The 18447-nt window shown below is 73.7% G+C and carries 18 protein-coding genes, 1 pseudogene and 1 riboswitch; of the genes and pseudogenes, 17 read left to right on the plus strand and 2 right to left on the minus strand.

Features of this window, described 5'->3' with window-relative positions:
- Positions 1-34: 34 nt before the first annotated feature.
- The 11 genes from Nocox_RS15200 (at position 35) to Nocox_RS15250 (ending at position 11417) form a co-directional block, all read left to right on the plus strand.
- Positions 35-1504: a hypothetical protein gene (locus Nocox_RS15200; protein ID WP_020541705.1), complete on the plus strand. Its 1470-nt coding sequence runs from the start codon at positions 35-37 to the stop codon at positions 1502-1504.
- 37 nt (positions 1505-1541) lie between these two features.
- On the plus strand, positions 1542-2870 hold the full coding sequence (locus Nocox_RS15205) for a hypothetical protein (protein WP_020541706.1): 1329 nt from the start codon (positions 1542-1544) through the stop codon (positions 2868-2870).
- 28 nt (positions 2871-2898) lie between these two features.
- Complete coding sequence (def, locus tag Nocox_RS15210) at positions 2899-3447, plus strand: peptide deformylase (RefSeq protein WP_020541707.1); 549 nt, start codon at positions 2899-2901, stop codon at positions 3445-3447.
- Positions 3448-3452: 5 nt separating this feature from the next.
- Positions 3453-4379, plus strand: coding sequence for a methionyl-tRNA formyltransferase (fmt, locus tag Nocox_RS15215; RefSeq protein WP_020541708.1), 927 nt, complete (start codon positions 3453-3455; stop codon positions 4377-4379).
- Positions 4380-4498: 119 nt separating this feature from the next.
- Positions 4499-5869 carry an RsmB/NOP family class I SAM-dependent RNA methyltransferase gene (locus tag Nocox_RS15220; protein ID WP_020541709.1) on the plus strand — a complete coding sequence of 457 codons (1371 nt, stop codon included), beginning with the start codon at positions 4499-4501 and terminating at the stop codon, positions 5867-5869.
- Positions 5870-5915: 46 nt separating this feature from the next.
- A complete protein-coding gene (rpe, locus tag Nocox_RS15225) occupies positions 5916-6578 on the plus strand; it encodes a ribulose-phosphate 3-epimerase (protein WP_020541710.1) in 663 nt (220 codons plus the stop codon).
- Between the two features lie 135 nt (positions 6579-6713).
- Positions 6714-7523: an oxygenase MpaB family protein gene (locus tag Nocox_RS15230; protein ID WP_020541711.1), complete on the plus strand. Its 810-nt coding sequence runs from the start codon at positions 6714-6716 to the stop codon at positions 7521-7523.
- Between the two features lie 76 nt (positions 7524-7599).
- A riboswitch (FMN riboswitch) is annotated at positions 7600-7730 on the plus strand.
- Positions 7731-7834: 104 nt separating this feature from the next.
- Positions 7835-8938, plus strand: a complete 1104-nt coding sequence (gene ribD / locus Nocox_RS15235) for a bifunctional diaminohydroxyphosphoribosylaminopyrimidine deaminase/5-amino-6-(5-phosphoribosylamino)uracil reductase RibD (RefSeq protein ID WP_020541712.1) — start codon at positions 7835-7837, stop codon at positions 8936-8938.
- Between the two features lie 3 nt (positions 8939-8941).
- Positions 8942-9532 carry a riboflavin synthase gene (locus tag Nocox_RS15240; protein WP_020541713.1) on the plus strand — a complete coding sequence of 197 codons (591 nt, stop codon included), beginning with the start codon at positions 8942-8944 and terminating at the stop codon, positions 9530-9532.
- Entirely contained in the window at positions 9529-10197 is a 669-nt protein-coding gene (locus Nocox_RS15245; protein ID WP_020541714.1) for a nicotinamide mononucleotide transporter family protein, read from the plus strand. The genes Nocox_RS15240 and Nocox_RS15245 overlap by 4 nt, the downstream gene beginning before the upstream one ends.
- Positions 10194-11417, plus strand: coding sequence for a bifunctional 3,4-dihydroxy-2-butanone-4-phosphate synthase/GTP cyclohydrolase II (locus Nocox_RS15250; RefSeq protein WP_020541715.1), 1224 nt, complete (start codon positions 10194-10196; stop codon positions 11415-11417). Before Nocox_RS15245 ends, Nocox_RS15250 begins: the two co-directional genes overlap by 4 nt.
- Before the next feature lie 22 nt (positions 11418-11439).
- On the opposite strand, the pseudogene Nocox_RS15255 reads toward Nocox_RS15250, so the two are convergent.
- Positions 11440-12648 (minus strand): annotated as a pseudogene (locus Nocox_RS15255) (RNA-guided endonuclease InsQ/TnpB family protein); the annotation flags it as partial.
- A gap of 152 nt (positions 12649-12800) precedes the next feature.
- Between Nocox_RS15255 and ribH the strand changes: the two are divergent.
- The 6 genes from ribH (at position 12801) to Nocox_RS15285 (ending at position 17540) form a co-directional block, all read left to right on the plus strand.
- On the plus strand, positions 12801-13268 hold the full coding sequence (gene ribH / locus Nocox_RS15260; protein ID WP_026214834.1) for a 6,7-dimethyl-8-ribityllumazine synthase: 468 nt from the start codon (positions 12801-12803) through the stop codon (positions 13266-13268).
- 96 nt (positions 13269-13364) lie between these two features.
- The gene (locus tag Nocox_RS15265) at positions 13365-13823 is read left to right on the plus strand and encodes a PH domain-containing protein (protein ID WP_020545476.1); all 459 of its coding nucleotides are present in this window, start codon (positions 13365-13367) and stop codon (positions 13821-13823) included.
- An 86-nt stretch (positions 13824-13909) separates the two neighbouring features.
- Positions 13910-14776: an AAA family ATPase gene (locus tag Nocox_RS15270; RefSeq protein ID WP_020545477.1), complete on the plus strand. Its 867-nt coding sequence runs from the start codon at positions 13910-13912 to the stop codon at positions 14774-14776.
- Positions 14769-15878, plus strand: coding sequence for a vWA domain-containing protein (locus Nocox_RS15275; RefSeq protein WP_020545478.1), 1110 nt, complete (start codon positions 14769-14771; stop codon positions 15876-15878). The genes Nocox_RS15270 and Nocox_RS15275 overlap by 8 nt, the downstream gene beginning before the upstream one ends.
- On the plus strand, positions 15871-16962 hold the full coding sequence (locus Nocox_RS15280; protein ID WP_020545479.1) for an XdhC family protein: 1092 nt from the start codon (positions 15871-15873) through the stop codon (positions 16960-16962). Before Nocox_RS15275 ends, Nocox_RS15280 begins: the two co-directional genes overlap by 8 nt.
- Positions 16962-17540 carry a nucleotidyltransferase family protein gene (locus Nocox_RS15285; RefSeq protein WP_033410352.1) on the plus strand — a complete coding sequence of 193 codons (579 nt, stop codon included), beginning with the start codon at positions 16962-16964 and terminating at the stop codon, positions 17538-17540. The genes Nocox_RS15280 and Nocox_RS15285 overlap by 1 nt, the downstream gene beginning before the upstream one ends.
- Here the strand turns inward: Nocox_RS15285 and Nocox_RS15290 are convergent.
- Complete coding sequence (locus tag Nocox_RS15290; RefSeq protein ID WP_026214836.1) at positions 17537-18424, minus strand: endonuclease/exonuclease/phosphatase family protein; 888 nt, start codon at positions 18422-18424, stop codon at positions 17537-17539. The two genes, Nocox_RS15285 and Nocox_RS15290, sit on opposite strands and share 4 nt — an antisense overlap.
- Positions 18425-18447 lie beyond the last annotated feature (23 nt).

The raw sequence follows: 18447 nt of genomic DNA on the forward strand, positions 1-18447 counted from the left end.
CGCTCATCGGAGGACCAGCCGTTAGCGTGCCCCTGTGTCGATCGAATGGGTGAACCAAGCCATCGACGACCTGCGTGCCTGGGGGCGCGCGCGGGAAGTCGAGGTGGACGCGGACGAGGTCCGCCTGCTCTGCGACTACGCCAGCGACTACCTCAACGTCGACGAACTCGGTGACTTCACCGCCGAGACCTTCGACGAGCTGCTCCTGTCCATCTATCCGCGCAAGGTCATCGCACCTCCGGAGAGCGCCCCGGAGACCATCGCCGCCGCCCGCACCCTGGTCGCCTACCTCATCGAGACGGGCGCCGTCCCCGAGGACCGGGCGGCCCGCATGCGGGAGCGCATCGCCGACATCGAACCCCGCCTGTCCGACGCGCTCGCCGACACCTCCAACTTCGGCATGGCCAAGAGCCTGTTCAGCTCCATCGGCCCCGAGTCGCTGGAGCAGTCGATCGCCATCCCTTCCGGCGAGGTGCCCGACCTCGGCGAGGCGCCCTGCGACTGTCCCGGCTGCACCCCGCTGCCCGCCGCCCGCCTCGCGCCGCCCGAGGAGCTGACCGCCGCCCTGGGCGGCGTCCCGATGCTGCGCGAGCGGCCACTGCCGGGGGCCGGCGAGCCGCTGCGCGAGTGGGCCGACGTGGTCACCGGCATCCTCGAACGCGACCCGCGCGGCTCGGTCACCGGCTCCGCCGAGCTGGACGAGGGTCTCTACGACCTGTTCGACATGCTCTACCGCCTCCAGGTGCGGGTGCCGGTCGGCGTCATCGGCGACTACCTCGACGACCTGTCCGGCGACGGCGAGGACGACCTCGGCGCCGTGCTCGACCGGCTGTCCTGGTGCGGCCTGCTCCGGGTGGAGGACGGCGAGGCCGAGCTCACCCCGCTGGCCGTCTGGGGCCTGCGCGAGCACTACCTCGCGCTCGGCCTCGACGCCCCGCTCGCCCCCGACCTGGCCGAGGCCGACGCCTTCGGCCTCATCCAGGGGCTGCTCGAAGGCGTGCCCGCCGAGCTCGCCGAGGGCGACATCGACCGCTGGCTGAGCGGCCGCACCCCCGGCGAGGCGGCCGGCGAGCTGCTGGCCGCCGCCTCGGGCGCGCCCGCCGTGGCCCGCGGCATCGCCGTGACCATCGTCGACCGGCTCGGCGCGGAGGCCGAGCCGCAGCTGCGCGACCACCTCGACGACGCCGAGCTGCGCCCCCACGTCATCCACTGGCTGGCCGCCCGCGGCCTGCCCGCGCCGCAGCTCACCCAGGACGAGCTGCTGTGGGTCAGCGTGGACATGCTCGCCCTCGCCATGCCGGCCGCCGAGGAGGACCCGGAGATCTTCGCCGAGAACATGGCGGCGTCCGGTCCGCCCGCGCATATGATCGAGGAGATGTGGCGGGTCGACCACCCCGACGTGGTCGAGGTCCTGGAGCTGCTGGGACGCTCGATCCCCGACGGCACGGTCGCCAAGGCCGCCCGCAAGGCGGCCTTCAAGGCCCGCTCCCGGGCGATCCGTTGAGTACGCTCATGTGACTGCCGTGCAGTAAGTTTCGTGAGTGGCCAACAACGTCTTCGACCTCGCCGAGCTGCGCAAGCTGATCGATGAGCAGGCTGCCGTGCCCCCACGGCAGGCCGAGGCGGCTCCCGCCGAGGAGCACGAAGCGCTGACCTTCCCGCCGGTCCTGCTGGCGTCCGACGCCGAGCTGGCGCGGGCGGTGCCCGCGGTGCCGCTCGTGGCCGACGCCATCAGGCTCACCGCCTGGACGGGCGAGCGCGCGGTCGGCCCCGACGGGCACCTCGGCGAGACCGACGCGGCGGCCGCCGCCGCCCGGCTCGGCCTGAGCGCCGCCCGGCTGCGCCTGGTCTGGATCGTCGCCGTCAACACCGGCCTGCTGCGCATCACGGCCGGACGGGTGGCGCGGGGCCCGTTGTCGATGCAGCTCACGGTCGAGGCCACGCTCGAGTTCTGGGACGGCGTGGTGATGGACGTCCTCGACCGCGCCGACGACGGTCTGACCGGCTCGGCCGTGGTGGACGGCCACCTGGCCGAGATGCTGGCCACCATCTACTCCGTGCGTTCGGGGGTCGCCACCGCCAACCTCGCCCGCGGCATCCTCCAGTCCCACGAGGTGGCCTGCGCCCCCGGGGCGGCCGAGATGCGCCGGCTGGCCGCCGCGCTGCCGGCCGAGCTGCTGGAGGCGCTGTCGCTGCTGACGTACTGCGGGCTGGTTGAGCAGACCTCCGCGGGGCGCACGGCGCTCACCCCGCTCGGGGTGTGGGCCGTCCGCCGCGACCTGCTGCGCGAGGGACACGACGCGCCGACCGCCGAGGAGGTGGAGGTCTTCGCCGACCTGTCGGCGGCCGAGCTGGTCGAGGCGCTGGTCAAGGGCACGGCCACGCAGAGCGCGGTCGCCGGGTGGCTGGAGCGCCGCCCGCCCGAGTCGGCCGCGCGCGACCTCCTCGCGATCGCCGCGTCCGGCACCGCCGGGCAGCGCGGCGCGGTGGGCGCGATCCTGGAGGAGCTGGGTCCCGAGGCCGAGACGCCCGTGCGCGAGGCGCTCGGCCAGCCGCTCCTGCGCCGTTACGCCGCCTCCTGGCTGCACATCCGCGACCTGCCGGCCCCGGCGCTCGGCCCCGAGGACCACACATGGCTCGCGGTCGACTCCCTCGCGGCGCTGCTGCACCTGTCCGGGCCCGCCGCGGCGCGGCTCGACCCGCCGGAGGACCTCGTCAAGCTCGTCGCCGAGATGCCCGCCGTCGGGCACCCCGACACCGTCGCCGTGCTCGACCTGCTGGCCGGCCGGCACGACGACCAGCAGGTGGCCAAGGCCGCCCGTAAAGCCGCGATGAAGGCCCGGTCGCTCCAGCACACTAAACTGGGCTGATCCCTCGCGACGAAACGGAGTGACCCCTTTGGCGATCCAGTCGATCCGGCTGTTCGGAGACCCGGTGCTGCGCACCCCGGCGGCCCCGGTCGTCGACTTCGACAGGGAGCTCCGCAAGCTGGTCAAGGACCTCACCGACACGATGATGGACGCGCCGGGCGCGGGCCTCGCGGCCCCCCAGATCGGCGTCGGCCTGCGGGTGTTCACCTACTACGTCGACGACCAGCTCGGCCACCTGATCAACCCCGACCTCGACCTGTCGTCCGAGCTGGACGAGGAGGGCGAGGAGGGCTGCCTGTCCTTCCCCGGGCTGTCGTTCCCGACGCCGCGCGCCGTGCGGGCCGTGGCCAAGGGCTACGACATGCACGGCGAGCCGGTCACGCTGGAGGGCACCGACCTCATGGCACGATGCTTCCAGCACGAGACCGACCATCTCGACGGCATCCTGTTCATCGACCGCATGGACCCCAAGCAGCGCAAGCTCGCCATGAAGGCGGTTCGTGAGGCCGAGTGGAGCGGGCTCGCCGCGCCCGTCGTCAAGTTCTCGCCGCACGCGACCGGCGGAAAGGCACTCTGACAAGCATGCGCCTGGTCTTCGCGGGCACGCCCGAGACGGCTCTGCCGTCGCTGCGCACCCTGATCGACTCGCCCCGGCACGAGGTGGTGGCCGTCGTCACCCGGCCCGACGCCCAGTCCGGCCGCGGGCGCAAGGTCCACCCCTCGCCGGTGGCCGAGCTCGCCGAGGAGACGGGCATCGAGGTGCTGCGCCCGCAGAAGGCCGGCGACCCGGCGTTCCTCGACCGGCTGCGGGAGATCGCGCCCGACTGCTGCCCCGTGGTGGCCTACGGCGCGCTGCTGCCGCAGTCCGCGCTCGATGTGCCCCGCCACGGCTGGATCAACCTGCACTTCTCGATCCTGCCCGCCTGGCGCGGCGCCGCGCCCGTCCAGCACGCGGTCCTGCACGGCGACGAGATCACCGGCGCGACCACGTTCCGGATCGTCAAGGAGCTCGACGCCGGGCCCGTCTACGGCGTCGTCACCGAGGAGGTCCGCCGCGACGACACCAGCGGGGCGCTGCTGGAGCGGCTGTCGGTGTCCGGGGCCGGGCTGCTGGCCGCCACGCTCGACGGGGTCGAGGACGGCACACTGGAGGCGCGGCCGCAGCCCGCCGACGGCGTCACCGTCGCGCCCAAGCTGAGCGTCGCCGACGCGCGGGTCACGTGGGACAAGCCGGCCATGCACGTCGACCGCCTGATCCGGGCCTGCACGCCCGGGCCCGGCGCGTGGAGCGAGTTCCGCGGCACGCGGATCAAGCTCGGGCCGGTGCGGCCGGTCCCCGGTGAGCGGCTGGCTCCCGGCGCGATCGCCGCGAGCAAGTCCCGTGTGCTCGTCGGCACCGCCACCGACGCGGTCGAGCTGGGCGAGGTGCAGCCCCAGGGCAAGCGGGTCATGGGGGCCGTGGAGTGGGCTCGGGGAGTCCGCCCCGAGGGCGAAGAGATCTTCGAGTGACCGGCCGGCACGACGACGCAGGCCGCGACCGGCCCGCCGGCGACGGCCAGGCCCGTGGCGGGAAGACTCGCGACGGGCAGGGGCGGGGTGGGCAGGGGCGTCCGGGGGGAGGGCGGCGGGTGCCTCGGGACGAGGCCAGGATCGCCGCCTTCGACGTCATCAGGGCCGTGGACGAACGCGACGCCTACGCGAACCTGCTCCTTCCCCGCATCCTGCGCGACCGCGGCATCAGGGGCCGTGACGCCGCCCTCGCCACCGAGCTGGCCTACGGGACGCTGCGCGGGCTCGGCACGTACGACGCGATCATCGAGACGTGCACCGACCGCGCTCCCGACCCCGACGTGCGCGACGCCCTGCGGCTCGGCGCCCACCAGCTCCTGCGTATGCGGGTCCCGCCGCACGCCGCCGTCGGCACCACGGTCGACCTCGTACGCCTGCGCGTCGGCCCCGGCCCCGCCAAGTTCGCCAACGCCGTGCTGCGCAGGATCGCGTCCAGGACGATCGAGGAATGGGTGCCCATCGTCGCGCCCGACGCCGCCACCGACCCGGTCGGCCACCTCGCCGTCGCCCATGCCCATCCGCGCTGGATCGTCTCCGCCTTCCGCGACGCGCTCGGCGGCGACGCCGAGCTGCCCGGCCTGCTCGACGCCGACAACGCCCGCCCCCTGGTGACCCTGGTCGCCCGGCCGGGGCGCAGCTCGGTCAAGGAGCTGGAGGAGGCGGGGGCCACGCCGGGCCGTTACTCGCCGTACGCGGCCTACCTGCGCGAGGGCGATCCCGGGCAGATCGAGGCCGTGGCGGACACCCGCGCGGCCGTCCAGGACGAGGCGAGCCAGCTCGTCGCGCTCGCCCTCACCCGCGTCCCGCTCGACGACGCCGACGCGGCGGCTGGCGGGGAGCGGTGGCTCGACATGTGCGCGGGGCCGGGAGGCAAGGCCGGGCTGCTCGACGCCATCGCCACCTACGGAGCCGGGGGGCCGGCCGGGTTCCCCGGCGGGGCGCGGCTGCTGGCGGCCGACGTCCAGTTCCACCGGGCGCGGCTGGTGTGGCAGACCACCCGGCGCGCGGACGTGATCACCGCCGACGGCACCGAGCCCGCCTGGCGTCCCGGGGTGTTCGACCGGGTCATGCTGGACGCGCCCTGCACCGGGCTCGGCGCGCTGCGGCGGCGGCCGGAGGCCCGGTGGCGTCGCGACCCGTCGGCCATCGCCGAGCTGGGCCGGCTGCAGCGCCGGCTGCTCGGCGCCGCCCTCGACGCGGTCCGGCCGGGCGGGGTCGTCGCGTACGTCACCTGCTCGCCGCACCTGGCCGAGACCCGGGTCGTGGTGGGCGACGTGCTCGCCCGCCGCGGCGACGCCGAGCAGCTCGACGCCCGCGCCTACCTTCCGGAGGCCGACGGCCTCGGCGACGGCCCGCACGCGCAGTTCTGGCCGCACCGCCACGGCACCGACGCCATGTTCCTGGCCATCCTCCGCAAGCGCCGTCCCTGAGGCGGCGCGGGCGGGCCGCCCGTCGTTCACTAGACTGTCCCGAATCATGGCCGTACAGATCTCGCCCAGCATCCTCGCCGCCGACTTCGCCAGGCTCGCCGATGAGGCCGCCGCCGTGCCCAACGCCGACTGGCTGCACGTCGACGTCATGGACTACCACTTCGTCCCCAACCTGACCCTCGGGCTGCCCGTCGTCGAGGCGCTGCGCAAGGCGACCGCGACGCCGCTCGACTGCCATCTCATGATCGCCGACCCCGACCGCTGGGCGCCCCAATACGCCGAGGCGGGCGCGGGCAGCGTCACCATCCACGCCGAGGCCGCCAAGGCGCCGGTCCGCACGCTGCGCGAGATCCGCGTGCTGGGGGCGCGGGCCGGGCTCGCGCTCAACCCGGCCACGGCGGTCGAGCCCTATGAGGACCTGCTGCCTGAGCTCGACATGCTGCTGCTGATGACCGTCGAGCCGGGCTTCGGCGGGCAGAAGTTCCTCGACATGGTGCTGCCGAAGGTCCGCCGGGCGCGGGAGCTGGTGCGGCGGCACGGCGGCCGGATCTGGCTGCAGGTCGACGGCGGTGTCGACGCCGACACGATCGGGCGCTGCGCGGAGGCGGGGGCGGACGTGTTCGTGGCGGGCAGCGCCGTCTACGGCGCCTCCGACCCGGGTGCGGCGATCGACGGGCTGCGCGCCGCCGCCATCCGCGCCCAGGGCTGAGCCGCCGGGCCGTCCGTCACCCCGGCGCTCACGGCTGAGCGCCGGGATGCCCGTTCCCATGCCGGGCCGGGGTTGACACCTGATGGGGCCACAATCGACACATAGATGTCACCCAACCTGGGTAAATACCCACTTATGAGTGACCATGGCATCTTCGGCCCCGGCTCGGTCACCTGGCGGGTGATGGGCGAGCCCATCCTGCTCGTCGGCGGCTTCCGCGCCCTGCTCATGCAGGGCCTGCACCCGAGGGCGATGCGCGGCGTGCTGCAGAACTCCGCGCTCATGGACCCGGCCGAGTCCTGGGCGCGCTTCCAGCGCACCACGGAGTTCGTCCGGGTCCGCACGTACGGCACCACGGAGGAGGTCGAACGGGCGGGCCGCCGGGTGCGCAAGATCCACGCCAAGCTGACCGCCCACGACCCCGACACCGGCGAGACCTACCGCCTCGACGAGCCGGACGCCCTGCGCTGGGTGCACGTCGGCGAGGTCGACTCCTACCTGACGGTCGCCCGGCGGGCCGGCGTACGGCTGAGCGACGCCGAGGCCGACACGTTCGTGGCCGAGTGGCGGCGGGCCGCCGAGGTCGTCGGGCTCAGGACGGAGGACGTGCCCGGCTCGGTCGCCGAGCTGGACGCCTACATCCGGGCCGAGCGGCCGGGGCTGCGTTTCGTCCCGGAGGCCGTCCATCCGCTGCGTCAGTCGCTGAACGCGCCGCTGCCGCGCCTGCTGACCCCGCTCAAGCCCGCCCTGCCCGCGCTCACGCTGCTGGCCTTCGCCACGCTGCCGCGCTGGGCCCGGCGCCTGTACGGCCTGCCCGCCACACCCGTCGGCGACCTGTGGGCGACCGCGACCCTTCGTGCCCTGCAGACCGGGATCGGGCTGGTGCCCGCGCAGGTCAGGTACACTCCGGCGGCCCGGCGGGCGCACCGCATGACGGCCGCGTGACCTCCGCTTGAATCCCTGAACAGGGGGCGGTCGCGCTGGGCGTTTCGGACATGGCACACTGATGGGAGAACAGAGCTAGCGTGCTCCGGGGTCGGTGAAACTCCGAACCGGCGGTGACAGTCCGCGACCCGGCCGATGCCATCGGCCGGTTGACCCGGTGAAATTCCGGGACCGACGGTTAAAGTCCGGATGGGAGGCAGCGCGCGAGGTGTCCGGCATACCGCCGGACGCCTGCTGTGGTGCATGTCGTGCACCATCGAGTCCCCCGGGGCCCGCCGTGGCTAGGAGCTACTGGCGAGTAGGAGACCCGGGTGGAGTTCCCCGAGCAGGACGCCGCGCACATGGCGCGCGCCGTCGCGCTGGCCGCGCGCGGTCACGGCACCACCAGCCCCAACCCCGTCGTGGGCTGCGTCGTGCTGGACGCGGCGGGCGCGGTCGCCGGGGAGGGCTTCCACCTCTACGCGGGCGGGCCGCACGCCGAGGTCGGCGCGCTGGCCCAGGCGGGGGAGCGGGCCAGGGGCGGCACGGCGTACGTCACGCTGGAGCCGTGCGACCACACCGGGCGGACCGGGCCGTGCAGCCGGGCGCTGCTCGACGCCGGCATCGCGCGGGTCGTGGTCGCGGTCGCCGACCCCAACCCCAAGGCGGCGGGCGGCGCGGCGCGGCTGCGGGCCGCCGGCGTCGAGGTGACCATGGGCGTGCTGGCCGCCGAGGCCGGGCGGGTCAACGAGGAGTGGCTCACGTACGCGCGGCTCGGCCGGTCCCACGTGACCTGGAAGTTCGCCGCCACGCTCGACGGCCGCTCGGCCGCCGAGGACGGCACCAGCCAGTGGATCACCTCGCCGGAGGCGCGGGCCGACGTGCACCGGCTGCGGGCCGCCGCGGACGCGATCGTCGCGGGCGTCGGCACCGTGCTCGCCGACGACCCCCGGCTCACGGCCCGTCCTGACGGCCCGTCCGCCGCGCGCCGGCCGCCGCTGCGGGTCGTGGTCGACACCGAGGCCCGTACGCCCCCGGACGCCCGCGTGCTCGACGACCAGGCTCCCACCCTCCTCGCCGTGGCCGACGACGCCGACACCGGCAGGCTCAAGGCCGACGTCCTGCGCCTGCCCCGCCATGGGAGCGGCCTCGACCTGCGCGCCCTGCTGGCCGAGCTGGCCGCCCGCGACGTGGTCGGCGTCTTCCTGGAGGGCGGGCCGACGCTCGCCGGATCGTTCCTGCGCGAAGGGCTCGCCGACCGGGTGGTCGCGTACGTGGCCCCGGCGCTGCTGGGCTCCGGCCGCGCGGCGCTCGGCCCCGCCGGAGTGGGGACGATCGACGCCATCCACCGCCTGACTTTCGACGAAATTTCCCCCATAGGGCCAGATGTTCGCTTGATCGCCCGGCCCGCCGCGCAACCCAGCAGGGAGCAGTGATCGATGTTCACCGGAATCATTGAGGAAAAGGGCGAGGTCGTCGCCGTCGAACACGCCGGTGGCGGCGCCCGGCTCTCCGTACGCGGCCCGCTGGTCACCTCAGACGCCCGCCACGGCGACTCCATCGCCGTCAACGGCGTCTGCCTGACGGTGGTGGAGGCCGCGGACGGCGTCTTCACCGCGGACGTGATGCGGGAGTCCCTCGACCGCACCTCCCTCGGCGCGCTCTCCGCGGGGTCCGCGGTCAACCTGGAGCGGGCCGTACGCGCCGACCAGCGCCTCGGCGGCCACATCGTGCAGGGCCACGTGGACGGCACCGCCGTGCTGCTGTCCCGCGACCCCGGCGAGAGCTGGGACGACCTGCGCTTCTCCCTCCCCGGGACGCTGAGCCGCTACGTCGCGGAGAAGGGCTCGATCGCGATCGACGGAATCAGCCTGACGGTCACCACGGTTGACGACGAAAGCTTCGGCGTGAGCCTCATCCCGACCACGTTGCGCCTCACCACCATGGGCGAACGCCGCGTGGGCGATCTGGTGAACCTCGAGGTCGACGTGATCGCGAAGTATGTGGAAAGGCTGGTGGTCAGGCAGTGAACTGGGCGGACGCCGGATTCACGATATTCGGCACACACGTGCTCTGGACGGACCTGGTCGGCAACATCGCCGCGCTGTCCACGGTGCTGCTGGCCATGCGCAAGTCGATGTGGACCTGGCCGGTGCAGTTCACCGGCTCGGTGCTGCTGTTCATCGCCTCGATCAACGCGCACATCACCGGCAACGCGCTCAAGCAGGCCATGTTCGGGATCCTGGCGCTGTACGGCTGGTGGGCGTGGCGGCGCGGCACCCAGGGCGGCAAGCAGCTCGCGATCCGGCCCGCCGGCGGGTGGGAGCGGCTGCTGCTGATCGCCGCCCTGGTGGCGGGGACCCTGCTGGTCGGGCTGCTGTTCTGGGTGACGAAGCTGTCGTGGGGCGCGCAGGTGCCGCTGCCGAAGGGCGCGTTCCTGGTGGCCGCCGACGCCTACATCTTCGTCGGCAGCGCGATCGCCACCTGGGCGCAGGGGCGCGCGCTGGTCGACTTCTGGATGGTGTGGGTGGCCGTCGACCTGGTCGGGGTGCCGCTCGCCTTCAGCTCAGGGCTGGTCGTCTCCGGATGGGTGTACGGGGTGTTCTTCGTGCTGGTCGTCGTCGGGTTCGTCAAGTGGCTGCGCGAGTACCGCGCCGAGACGGCGGCGGCGCCGCGGGTGGCGGTGGCCCAGTGAACGAGGAGAGGATCGAGCTCGACCCGATCGAGCGCGCCATCGAGGACATCCGCAACGGCAAGCCGGTCGTGGTCGTGGACGACGAGAACCGGGAGAACGAGGGCGACCTCATCTTCGCCGCCGCCAAGGCGACGCCCGAGCTGTGCACGTTCACCATCCGGCACACCAGCGGCGTGATCTGCGTGGCCATGGAGGGCAAGGAGCTCGACCGGCTCGGGCTGCCGCTCATGGTGTTCCACAACAAGGAGCGCATGCGGACGGCGTACACGATCACCGTGGACGCCCGCGACGGCGTCACCACCGGCATCTCCGCGGCCGACCGGGCGCGGACCATCCGCACGCTCGCCGACTCCGCGACCGAGCCCAACGAGCTGGTCCGCCCCGGGCACGTCTTCCCGCTGCGCTACCACGAGGGCGGCGTGCTGGCCAGGCGCGGCCACACCGAGGCCGCGGTGGACCTGGCCCGGCTGGCCGGCCTGTCCGGGGCCGGCGCGCTGGCCGAGATCGTCAACGACGACGGCAGCATGGCCCGCCTGCCCGAGCTGCGGCTCTTCGCCGACCGGCACGGCCTCGCGCTGGTCTCCATCGAACAGCTCGTGGACCACCGGCGGCGGGTCGAGAGCATGGTCACCCGGGTCGCCGAGACGCGCCTGCCCAACGTGTACGGCCTGTGGCGTGGCTACGGCTACGCCAGCGCGCTCGACGGCGGCGAGCACATGGCGCTCGTCTACGGCGAGCTGGGCGACGGCGAGAACGTCCTCGTACGCGCCCACTCCGAGTGCCTGACCGGCGACGTGTTCGGCTCGCTGCGCTGCGACTGCGGCGTGCAGCTCGACAACGCGATGTCGGCCATCGCCCAGGAGGGCCGCGGCGTGGTCGTCTACCTGCGCGGGCACGAGGGCAGGGGGATCGGGCTGCTGGCCAAGCTCAAGGCGTACAGCCTCCAGGACAACGGCTCCGACACCGTGGACGCCAACCTGGAGCTCGGGCTGCCGGTGGACGCGCGGGAGTTCTCCAACGCGGGGCAGATCCTCGCCGACCTCGGCGTGAAGTCGGTGCGGCTGCTCACCAACAACCCGGCCAAGCTCAAGGGCATGGACGGCTACGGCATCAAGGTCCTCGGCCGCGAGCCCATGCCCGTGGCCGTCAACCCCTACAACGAGCGGTACCTGAAGGCCAAGCGCGACCGCCTCGGCCACGACATCTCGGAGGCTTCTTGACATCCTCCCCCTCGTGAACGAGGGGGATTCCGACCGTCGCCGGTCGGCCTTCCTGCTTCACCGCCGGTCGCCCGCCCGAGAGGAGGACTCCCGTTTGAGGTCTTGCACCAGCTCCACAGGCGTTTCAGCTCTCCGCCAGCCCGGCGGCGAGCAGGTTCCGGGCCGCGTTCACGTCCCGGTCATGGGCCACGCCACACGCACAGGTCCACTCGCGGGCGGTCAACGGCAGCTGTTTTCGCAGGGTCCCGCAGGCCGAGCACAGCTTGGAGGAGGGGAACCAGCGGTCTGCCACGACAAGGGTGCGGCCGTACCAGGCCGTCTTGTACTCCAGCATGGACCGCAGCTCCCGCCAGCCGGCGTCGGAGACGGCGCGGGCCAGCCTGCGGTTCCTGACCAGGTTGCGGACGGACAGGTCCTCCACGGCGATCACTTGATTCTCGGAAACCAGCCGTGTGGTGACCTTGTGCAGATAGTCGCGCCTGCGGTCGGCGATCCGGGCATGCACCCGCGCCACCTTCAGCCGGGCCTTGGCCCGGTTCTTCGACCCCTTCTCCTTACGGGCCAGCGCCCGCTGCGCCTTGGCCAGCCTGCGACGCTCACGACGCTCATGACGCGGATTGACGATCTGCTCACCGCACGACAGCGTCGCCAGCATGGTGAGGCCCGCGTCCACCCCGACGGCCTGCTCGACCGGCGGCAACGGCGCGATCTTCTCCTCCACCAGCAGGGACACGAACCACCGCCCCGCCGCGTCCCTCGACACCGTGACCGTGGACGGCTCAGCCCCCTCCGGGAGTGGGCGCGACCACACGATGTCCAGCGGAGCTGCCATCTTGGCCAGGGTGAGCCGGCCGTCGCGCCAGCGGAACGCCGAGCGGGTGTATTCGGCCGACGCCCGCGACCGCTTTCTGCTCTTGAACGTCGGGTACTTGGCCCGGCGGGCGAAGAAGTTCGCGAACGCCGCCTGCAGATGCCTGAGCGTCTGCTGCAACGGCACCGACGACACCTCACACAGGAACGCCAGCTCGGGGGTCTTCTTCCACGCCGTCAGCGCGGCCGACGACTCCGCGTAGGAGACGCCGCGGCCCTCCAGCCTGTAGGCGCGGGTCCGCTCTTCCAATGCCTTGTTGTAGACCAGGCGCACGCAACCGAACGTCCGGACAAGCTCCTCTGCCTGCTCGGGGGTCGGGTGGAAGCGGTACTTGTAGGTCCGCTTCACCAGCTGCGCCATCCCTCGATCCTAGGTGCGAGATCACTTCCGCACCGGCCGATCTCGCAAGACGACGGCGGTGCGCCTGGCGGCGTATCGCCTGCTCCTGCCCTGCCCGGCAGGAGTCCGATTCCTCCCCCGCCTGAAGGCGGGGGTCTCTTCGGAGGTATCTGATGAGCGGGGAAGGACGTCCCCAGGTCGCGGTGCCGGACGCCGCGGGGCTGACGGTGGGGGTGGTGGCCGCCACCTGGCACGCCAAGATCACCGACCAGCTCGTGGCGCGGGCCGTGCGCGCCTGCGACGACAGCGGCGCGCGGGCCACCGTGGTGCGGGTGCCGGGATCCCTGGAGATCCCGGTGGTCGCCCAGGCGCTGGCCCGCCGCTGCGACGCCGTGGTGGCGCTCGGCGCGGTCATCCGCGGCGAGACCGCCCACTTCGACTACGTCTGCGACTCGGTGACCGCCGGCCTGACCCGGGTCTCGCTGGACGAGCGCACGCCGGTCGGCAACGGCGTGCTCACCTGCGAGACCCTGGACCAGGCGCTCGACCGGTCGGGGCTGCCGGGCAGCAAGGAGGACAAGGGGTACGAGTCGGCCGTCGCCGCCATGGAGACCGCCCTCCTCCTGCGCGGCCTCGCCTGAGCCGCGCTCCCGCGGGGGGAGAGGCCGGTCCCGACATCGCGCCGAACCGGCCACTCCTCCTGCGGGACCTGCCCTGAGCTGCGGTAGGTTCTCCTCGTGTCCGAGTCCGCCGTCCCGCCGCCGCCTCTGCCCGTCACCTGGCGCCCGCGCGTCCCGCGCATGGTCGCCTACGGCTTCGCCGCGCTGGTCGTGGCGGGCGCGGTGATCATGGCGATCTTCATCGCCGAGCCGTTCAAGCTGCCCGACCGCATCGCGATCGTCGCGTTCGGCGGGGCGGTGGCGTACGTGCTGCACCTGCTGGGCCGGGTGCGGGTGCACGCCGACGAGCACGGCGTCACCCTCGTCAACGCGGTCCGCACCCACCGTTACTCCTGGCCGGAGGTCCTGGAGGTGTCCATGACGCCGGGCGAGCCGTGGCCGCGCGTCGACTTCTCCGACGGCAGCACGATCGGCGCCATGGGCATCCAGGGCTCGGAGAAGGCCCGCGCCGCGCAGGCCGTCGCCGAGCTGACGGCGCTGATCCACGAGCGCGGTGAGGCTCCGGAGCGGTCCTGACGGCGTGTCACGCCGGTCCCGACACCTTATGGCCGGGGCGGGTGTCGTCGTAGCCTGAAGGCGTGCTGCGCCGGACAATCAGGACAATGGACATCCAGTCGCCGGGAAAGCTCATCGAGCTGCTCGACCGGCACGCTTATCTGGCCGACGAAGGGCTCGCCACGGCCGCCTTCCTCGCGCTGCGCATGGGACGGCCGCTGTTCCTCGAAGGTGAGGCGGGCGTCGGCAAGACCGAGCTGGCCAAGACCCTGGCCGCGCTGCTGCGGGCGCCGCTCATCCGGCTCCAGTGCTACGAGGGCCTGGACGCCGCCCAGGCGCTCTACGACTGGGACTTCGCCCGCCAGCTCCTGCATCTCAAGGCCGCGGAGGCGGCCGGGGTCACCGACGTCGGCCGGCTGGAGGGCGAGATCTACGACCGGCGCTTCCTCATCGCCCGCCCGCTGCTGAAGGCGATCGAGACGCAGCCCAGCGTGCTGCTGGTGGACGAGATCGACCGGGCCGACGACGAGTTCGAGGCGTTCCTGCTGGAGGTCCTGTCGGACTTCACGATCTCGATCCCCGAGCTGGGCACGATCAGGGCGGAGACGCCGCCGGTGGTCGTGGTGACCTCCAACCGGACCAGGGAGGTGCACGACGCGCTCAAGCGGCGCTGCCTCTACCACTGGCTGGAGCACCCGGGCTACGACCGCGAGGTGGCCATCCTGCTGCGCCGCCTGCCGCGCTGCACCGAGGCCCTCGCGCTCCAGGTCGCGCGGGCGGCCGAGCGCATGCGCCAGGCCGGCCTGGTCAAGCCGCCCGGCGTGGCCGAGACGCTCGACTGGACGGAGGCGCTGCTGACGCTGGGCGCGAAGGAGCTGAACCCGGAGCTCGCCGCCGCCACGCTGGGGGCGGCGCTGAAGTACCGGGAGGACGTGGTGAGCGTCCTCGGCGGCGGGCTGCTCTCCCATGACTGACCAGGACGCGCCCGAGGACGCCGGCGGGCTGGTCGCCACCATGACGGGCTTCGCCAGGACGCTGCGGGCCGCCGGGGTGGCCGCCGACCACGACCGCACCCAGAGCCTGCTGGCCGCGCTCGCCCACCTCGACGTGACCGACCGCGCCGCCGTCTACTGGGCCGGACGGCTCACGCTCTGCGCGACGCCGGACGACCTGCCCCGCTACGACCGCTGCTTCGCCGCCTACTTCTCCGGGCGGCGCGCCACGCTCGCCCGTACGGCCGTCACGAGCGTCACCCGGCACCTGGCGGCGCGCGAGGACCCGGGCGGCGAGGAGGACGGCTCCGAGGACGCGACGGCCGCGCCCGCGACCGCGAGCCGCGCCGAGGTCCTGCGCCACCGGGACGTCGCCAGGCTCACCGAGGCCGAGCGGGCCGAGGTGCACCGCCTGCTGGCGCTGCTGCGCGACCGGCGGGCCCGGCGGCGCTCGCGCCGCTTCGAGAGCGCGCACCGCGGCGCGCTCGACCGGCGCAGGACGATCAGGGAGGCGCTGCGCAAGGGCGAGGTGGCCCGGCTGCGCCGTCGTGAGCACGCCTCCCGGCCCCGTACGGTGGTGCTGTTCGTGGACGTCAGCGGCTCCATGGCCCCCTACGCCGAGACCCTGCTGCGCTTCGCCCACGCCCTGGTCATGAGCGAGCCCCGGGCCACCCGGGTCTACTCCGTCGGCACCCGCCTCACCCCGGTCACCGCCGAGCTGCGCCACCGCGACCCCGGCACCGCCCTGAACGAGGCGTCGAAGGTCATCCCCGACTGGAGCGGCGGCACCCGGCTGGGGGAGGAGCTGCGGGAGTACCTCACCCGGTTCAGCGCGCGGGGCGCGATCGTGGTGATCGCCTCCGACGGCTGGGAACGCGGTGACCCCGGCCTGCTCGCCGCCCAGATGGCCAGGCTCTCGCGGCAGGCGTACCGCATCATATGGGTCAACCCGCACAAGGGGTATGAGGACTACCAGCCGCTCACGGGCGGCATGCGGGCCGCACTGCCGTACATCGACGACCTGGTGGCCGGGCACAGCCTGGCCGCCTACGAGCAACTCAGCGAAAGGCTCGCCCATGCGTGACGTGCTGCCGGAGATCATGCGCTGGTACCGGTCGGGGCTCAAGTTCGGGCTGGCGACCGTGGTCAGCACGTTCAGCAGCGCGCCGCGCCCGCCGGGCGCGGCGATGGCGGTGCGCGGCGACGAGGTCGTGGGCAGCGTGTCCGGCGGCTGCGTCGAGGGCGCGGTGTTCGAGCTGGCCGGCGAGATCGACACGCCGGTGCTCCAGCGCTACGGGGTCACCGACGACGACGCCTTCGCCGTCGGCCTCACCTGCGGCGGCATCATCGACATCCTCGTCGAGCCCATCTCGATCGAGACCTTCCCCCAGCTCGGCGAGGTGGCCGCGTCCATCGAGGCGCACGAGCCGGTCGCCGTCGCCACGGTCGTCTCCGGCCCCGGCCACATGGGGGCGCGCCGGATCGTCTGGCCGGACCGGGCCTCGGGCACCCTCGGGGTACGCCGCCTCGACGAGGCCGTGGACGACGATGCCCGCGGCATGCTCGCCCAGGGCGTGACCGGCATCCGCCGCTACGGCGGCGAGGGGGAACGGCGGCTGGACGACCTCGCGGTGTTCGTGCACGCCTTCGCGCCGCCGCCGCGGATGCTGGTGTTCGGGGCGATCGACTTCGCGGCGGCGGTGGCGCGGGTCGGCAAGTTCCTCGGCTACCACGTCACGGTCTGCGACGCCCGGCCGGTCTTCGCCACGGCCAAGCGCTTCCCCGACGCCGACGAGGTCGTGGTCAAGTGGCCGCACGACTACCTCGCCGCGGTCGAGGTGGACGAGCGCACGGTGATCTGCGTGCTCACCCACGACCCGAAGTTCGACGTCCCCCTGCTGGAGGTGGCGCTGCGCACCGACGCCGGGTACGTCGGCGCCATGGGCTCGCGCCGTACCCACGAGGACCGCCTGGCCCGGCTGCGCGAGGCCGGGCTCACCGAGGAGGAGCTGTCGCGGCTGCGCTCGCCCATCGGCCTGGACCTCGGCGCGCGCACCCCCGAGGAGACCGCCGTGTCGATCGCCGCCGAGCTGATCCAGCTCCGCTGGGGCGGCACCGGCCGCCCCCTGTCCACCACGCGGGGCCGCATCCACCACGAGTCGCCGTGATCGCGGGGCTGCTGCTCGCGGCCGGGCGCGGCGAACGGCTCGGCACCCCGAAGGCGCTCGTCGAGTACGGCGGCGAGCGCCTGCTCGACCGGGGCGTGCGCCTGCTGGCGGAGGGCGGCTGCCATCCGGTCGTGGTGGTGCTGGGCGCGGCCGACGCGCCGGTGAGCGGGGCGGTCGCCGTGCGCAACCCCGGCTGGGCCTCCGGCATGGGCTCGTCCCTGCGGGCCGGCCTGGCCGCGCTGCCCGAGGAGGCGGAGGCCGTGGTGATCGCGCTGGTGGACCAGCCGCTGATCCGGCCGGGCGCGGTGCGCGCGCTGATCGACGCCCGCGCCGGGCTGGCCGTCGCCACGTACGGGGGCCGGCGCAGGAACCCGGTGCTCATCGCCCGCGAGCACTTCGCCGAGGTGGCCGAGCGCGCGGTGGGGGACGTCGGCGCCCGCGCGTTCGTCAAGGCCCATCCGGAACTGGTCACCGAGGTGCCGTGCGACGGCCACGGCGACCCCGCCGACATCGACACGCCGCAGGACCTCGCCCTGCTGGACCCCGGCACGCCGGACCTCGGCGGGGAGCGTCGTTAGAAGCGGAACGAGGCGATCGCCGCGCGGTGGTCGCTGCCCGTCGCCGGGGCGACGCCGGCCTCGGTGGCCTCCATCCCCTTGAACAGGATGTGGTCGGGCCGGGTGACCGGGAACTCGGCCGGCCAGGTGAAGCCGAACCCGTCGCCCGCCACGCTCTGCGCGTCGGTGAGCGGCGGGGTGAGGCCGCGCAGGTTGCGGTCGGTGGTGGCGGTGTTGAGGTCGCCGAGCAGCAGGATGCGCCGGCTCGGGTCGGCGTCGACCAGAGCGCGGGCGCGGGCCAGCGAGGCGTCGCGGGAGGCGGTGTGGCCGGGGCGGGCCGAGGCGAGGTGCATGACGTAGACCGTGACCTTGCCCTTGGGGGTGGTGGCGACGGCGCGCAGGGCGCGCGGCCAGCCCATGCCGACGTCCAGCGGTTCGGTGCGGGTGAGCGGGTAGCGGCTCCACAGGCCGACCGTGCTGACCGGGTAGTGGTACTTGAACATCTTGTTGAGCTGCTTGGCGGCCGGGCCTCCGGGCGTCAGCTCCTGGGCGGCCAGCAGGTCGAGATCTTTGGCGACGGCGCGTACGGCCTCGCCGGAGGCGTCGTTGCGCACCCCGACGTTGACCGTGCCCACGGACAGGTCGCTGGCCCCGCCGGGCGGCGTGCGCAGCAGCGTCGAGCCGAACATCGCCGCCCACACCACCCCCGGCACCAGCGCGGCCGCGGCGGCCACGGTGGACCGCGCGAGCGCGGCGGCGAGCAGCAGCACCGGCACGGCCAGCCCGATCCAGGGCAGCAGGCTCTCCAGGACGGGGGTGAACCCGCCGAGCGAGGGGATCAGCCGATGACCCGCCAGAGCCGCGGCCACGACCGCCGACAGCACCATGACAACGCGACTCAGCACCCGTCCCAGGCTAGCCGCTCCCC

It is taken from the genome of Nonomuraea coxensis DSM 45129, assembly GCF_019397265.1.
Taxonomy (GTDB): domain Bacteria; phylum Actinomycetota; class Actinomycetes; order Streptosporangiales; family Streptosporangiaceae; genus Nonomuraea; species Nonomuraea coxensis.

Excerpts from the sequence above, each read along its gene's own strand:
- fmt (WP_020541708.1), top strand. The coding sequence starts at position 3,453 with ATGCGCCTGGTCTTCGCGGGCACGCCCGAGACGGCTCTGCCGTCGCTG.
- Nocox_RS15230 (WP_020541711.1), top strand. The coding sequence starts at position 6,714 with ATGAGTGACCATGGCATCTTCGGCCCCGGCTCGGTCACCTGGCGGGTG.
- ribH (WP_026214834.1), top strand. The coding sequence starts at position 12,801 with ATGAGCGGGGAAGGACGTCCCCAGGTCGCGGTGCCGGACGCCGCGGGG.
- rpe (WP_020541710.1), top strand. The coding sequence starts at position 5,916 with ATGGCCGTACAGATCTCGCCCAGCATCCTCGCCGCCGACTTCGCCAGG.
- Nocox_RS15270 (WP_020545477.1), top strand. The coding sequence starts at position 13,910 with ATGGACATCCAGTCGCCGGGAAAGCTCATCGAGCTGCTCGACCGGCAC.
- Nocox_RS15280 (WP_020545479.1), top strand. The coding sequence starts at position 15,871 with ATGCGTGACGTGCTGCCGGAGATCATGCGCTGGTACCGGTCGGGGCTC.
- Nocox_RS15275 (WP_020545478.1), top strand. The coding sequence starts at position 14,769 with ATGACTGACCAGGACGCGCCCGAGGACGCCGGCGGGCTGGTCGCCACC.
- Nocox_RS15240 (WP_020541713.1), top strand. The coding sequence starts at position 8,942 with ATGTTCACCGGAATCATTGAGGAAAAGGGCGAGGTCGTCGCCGTCGAA.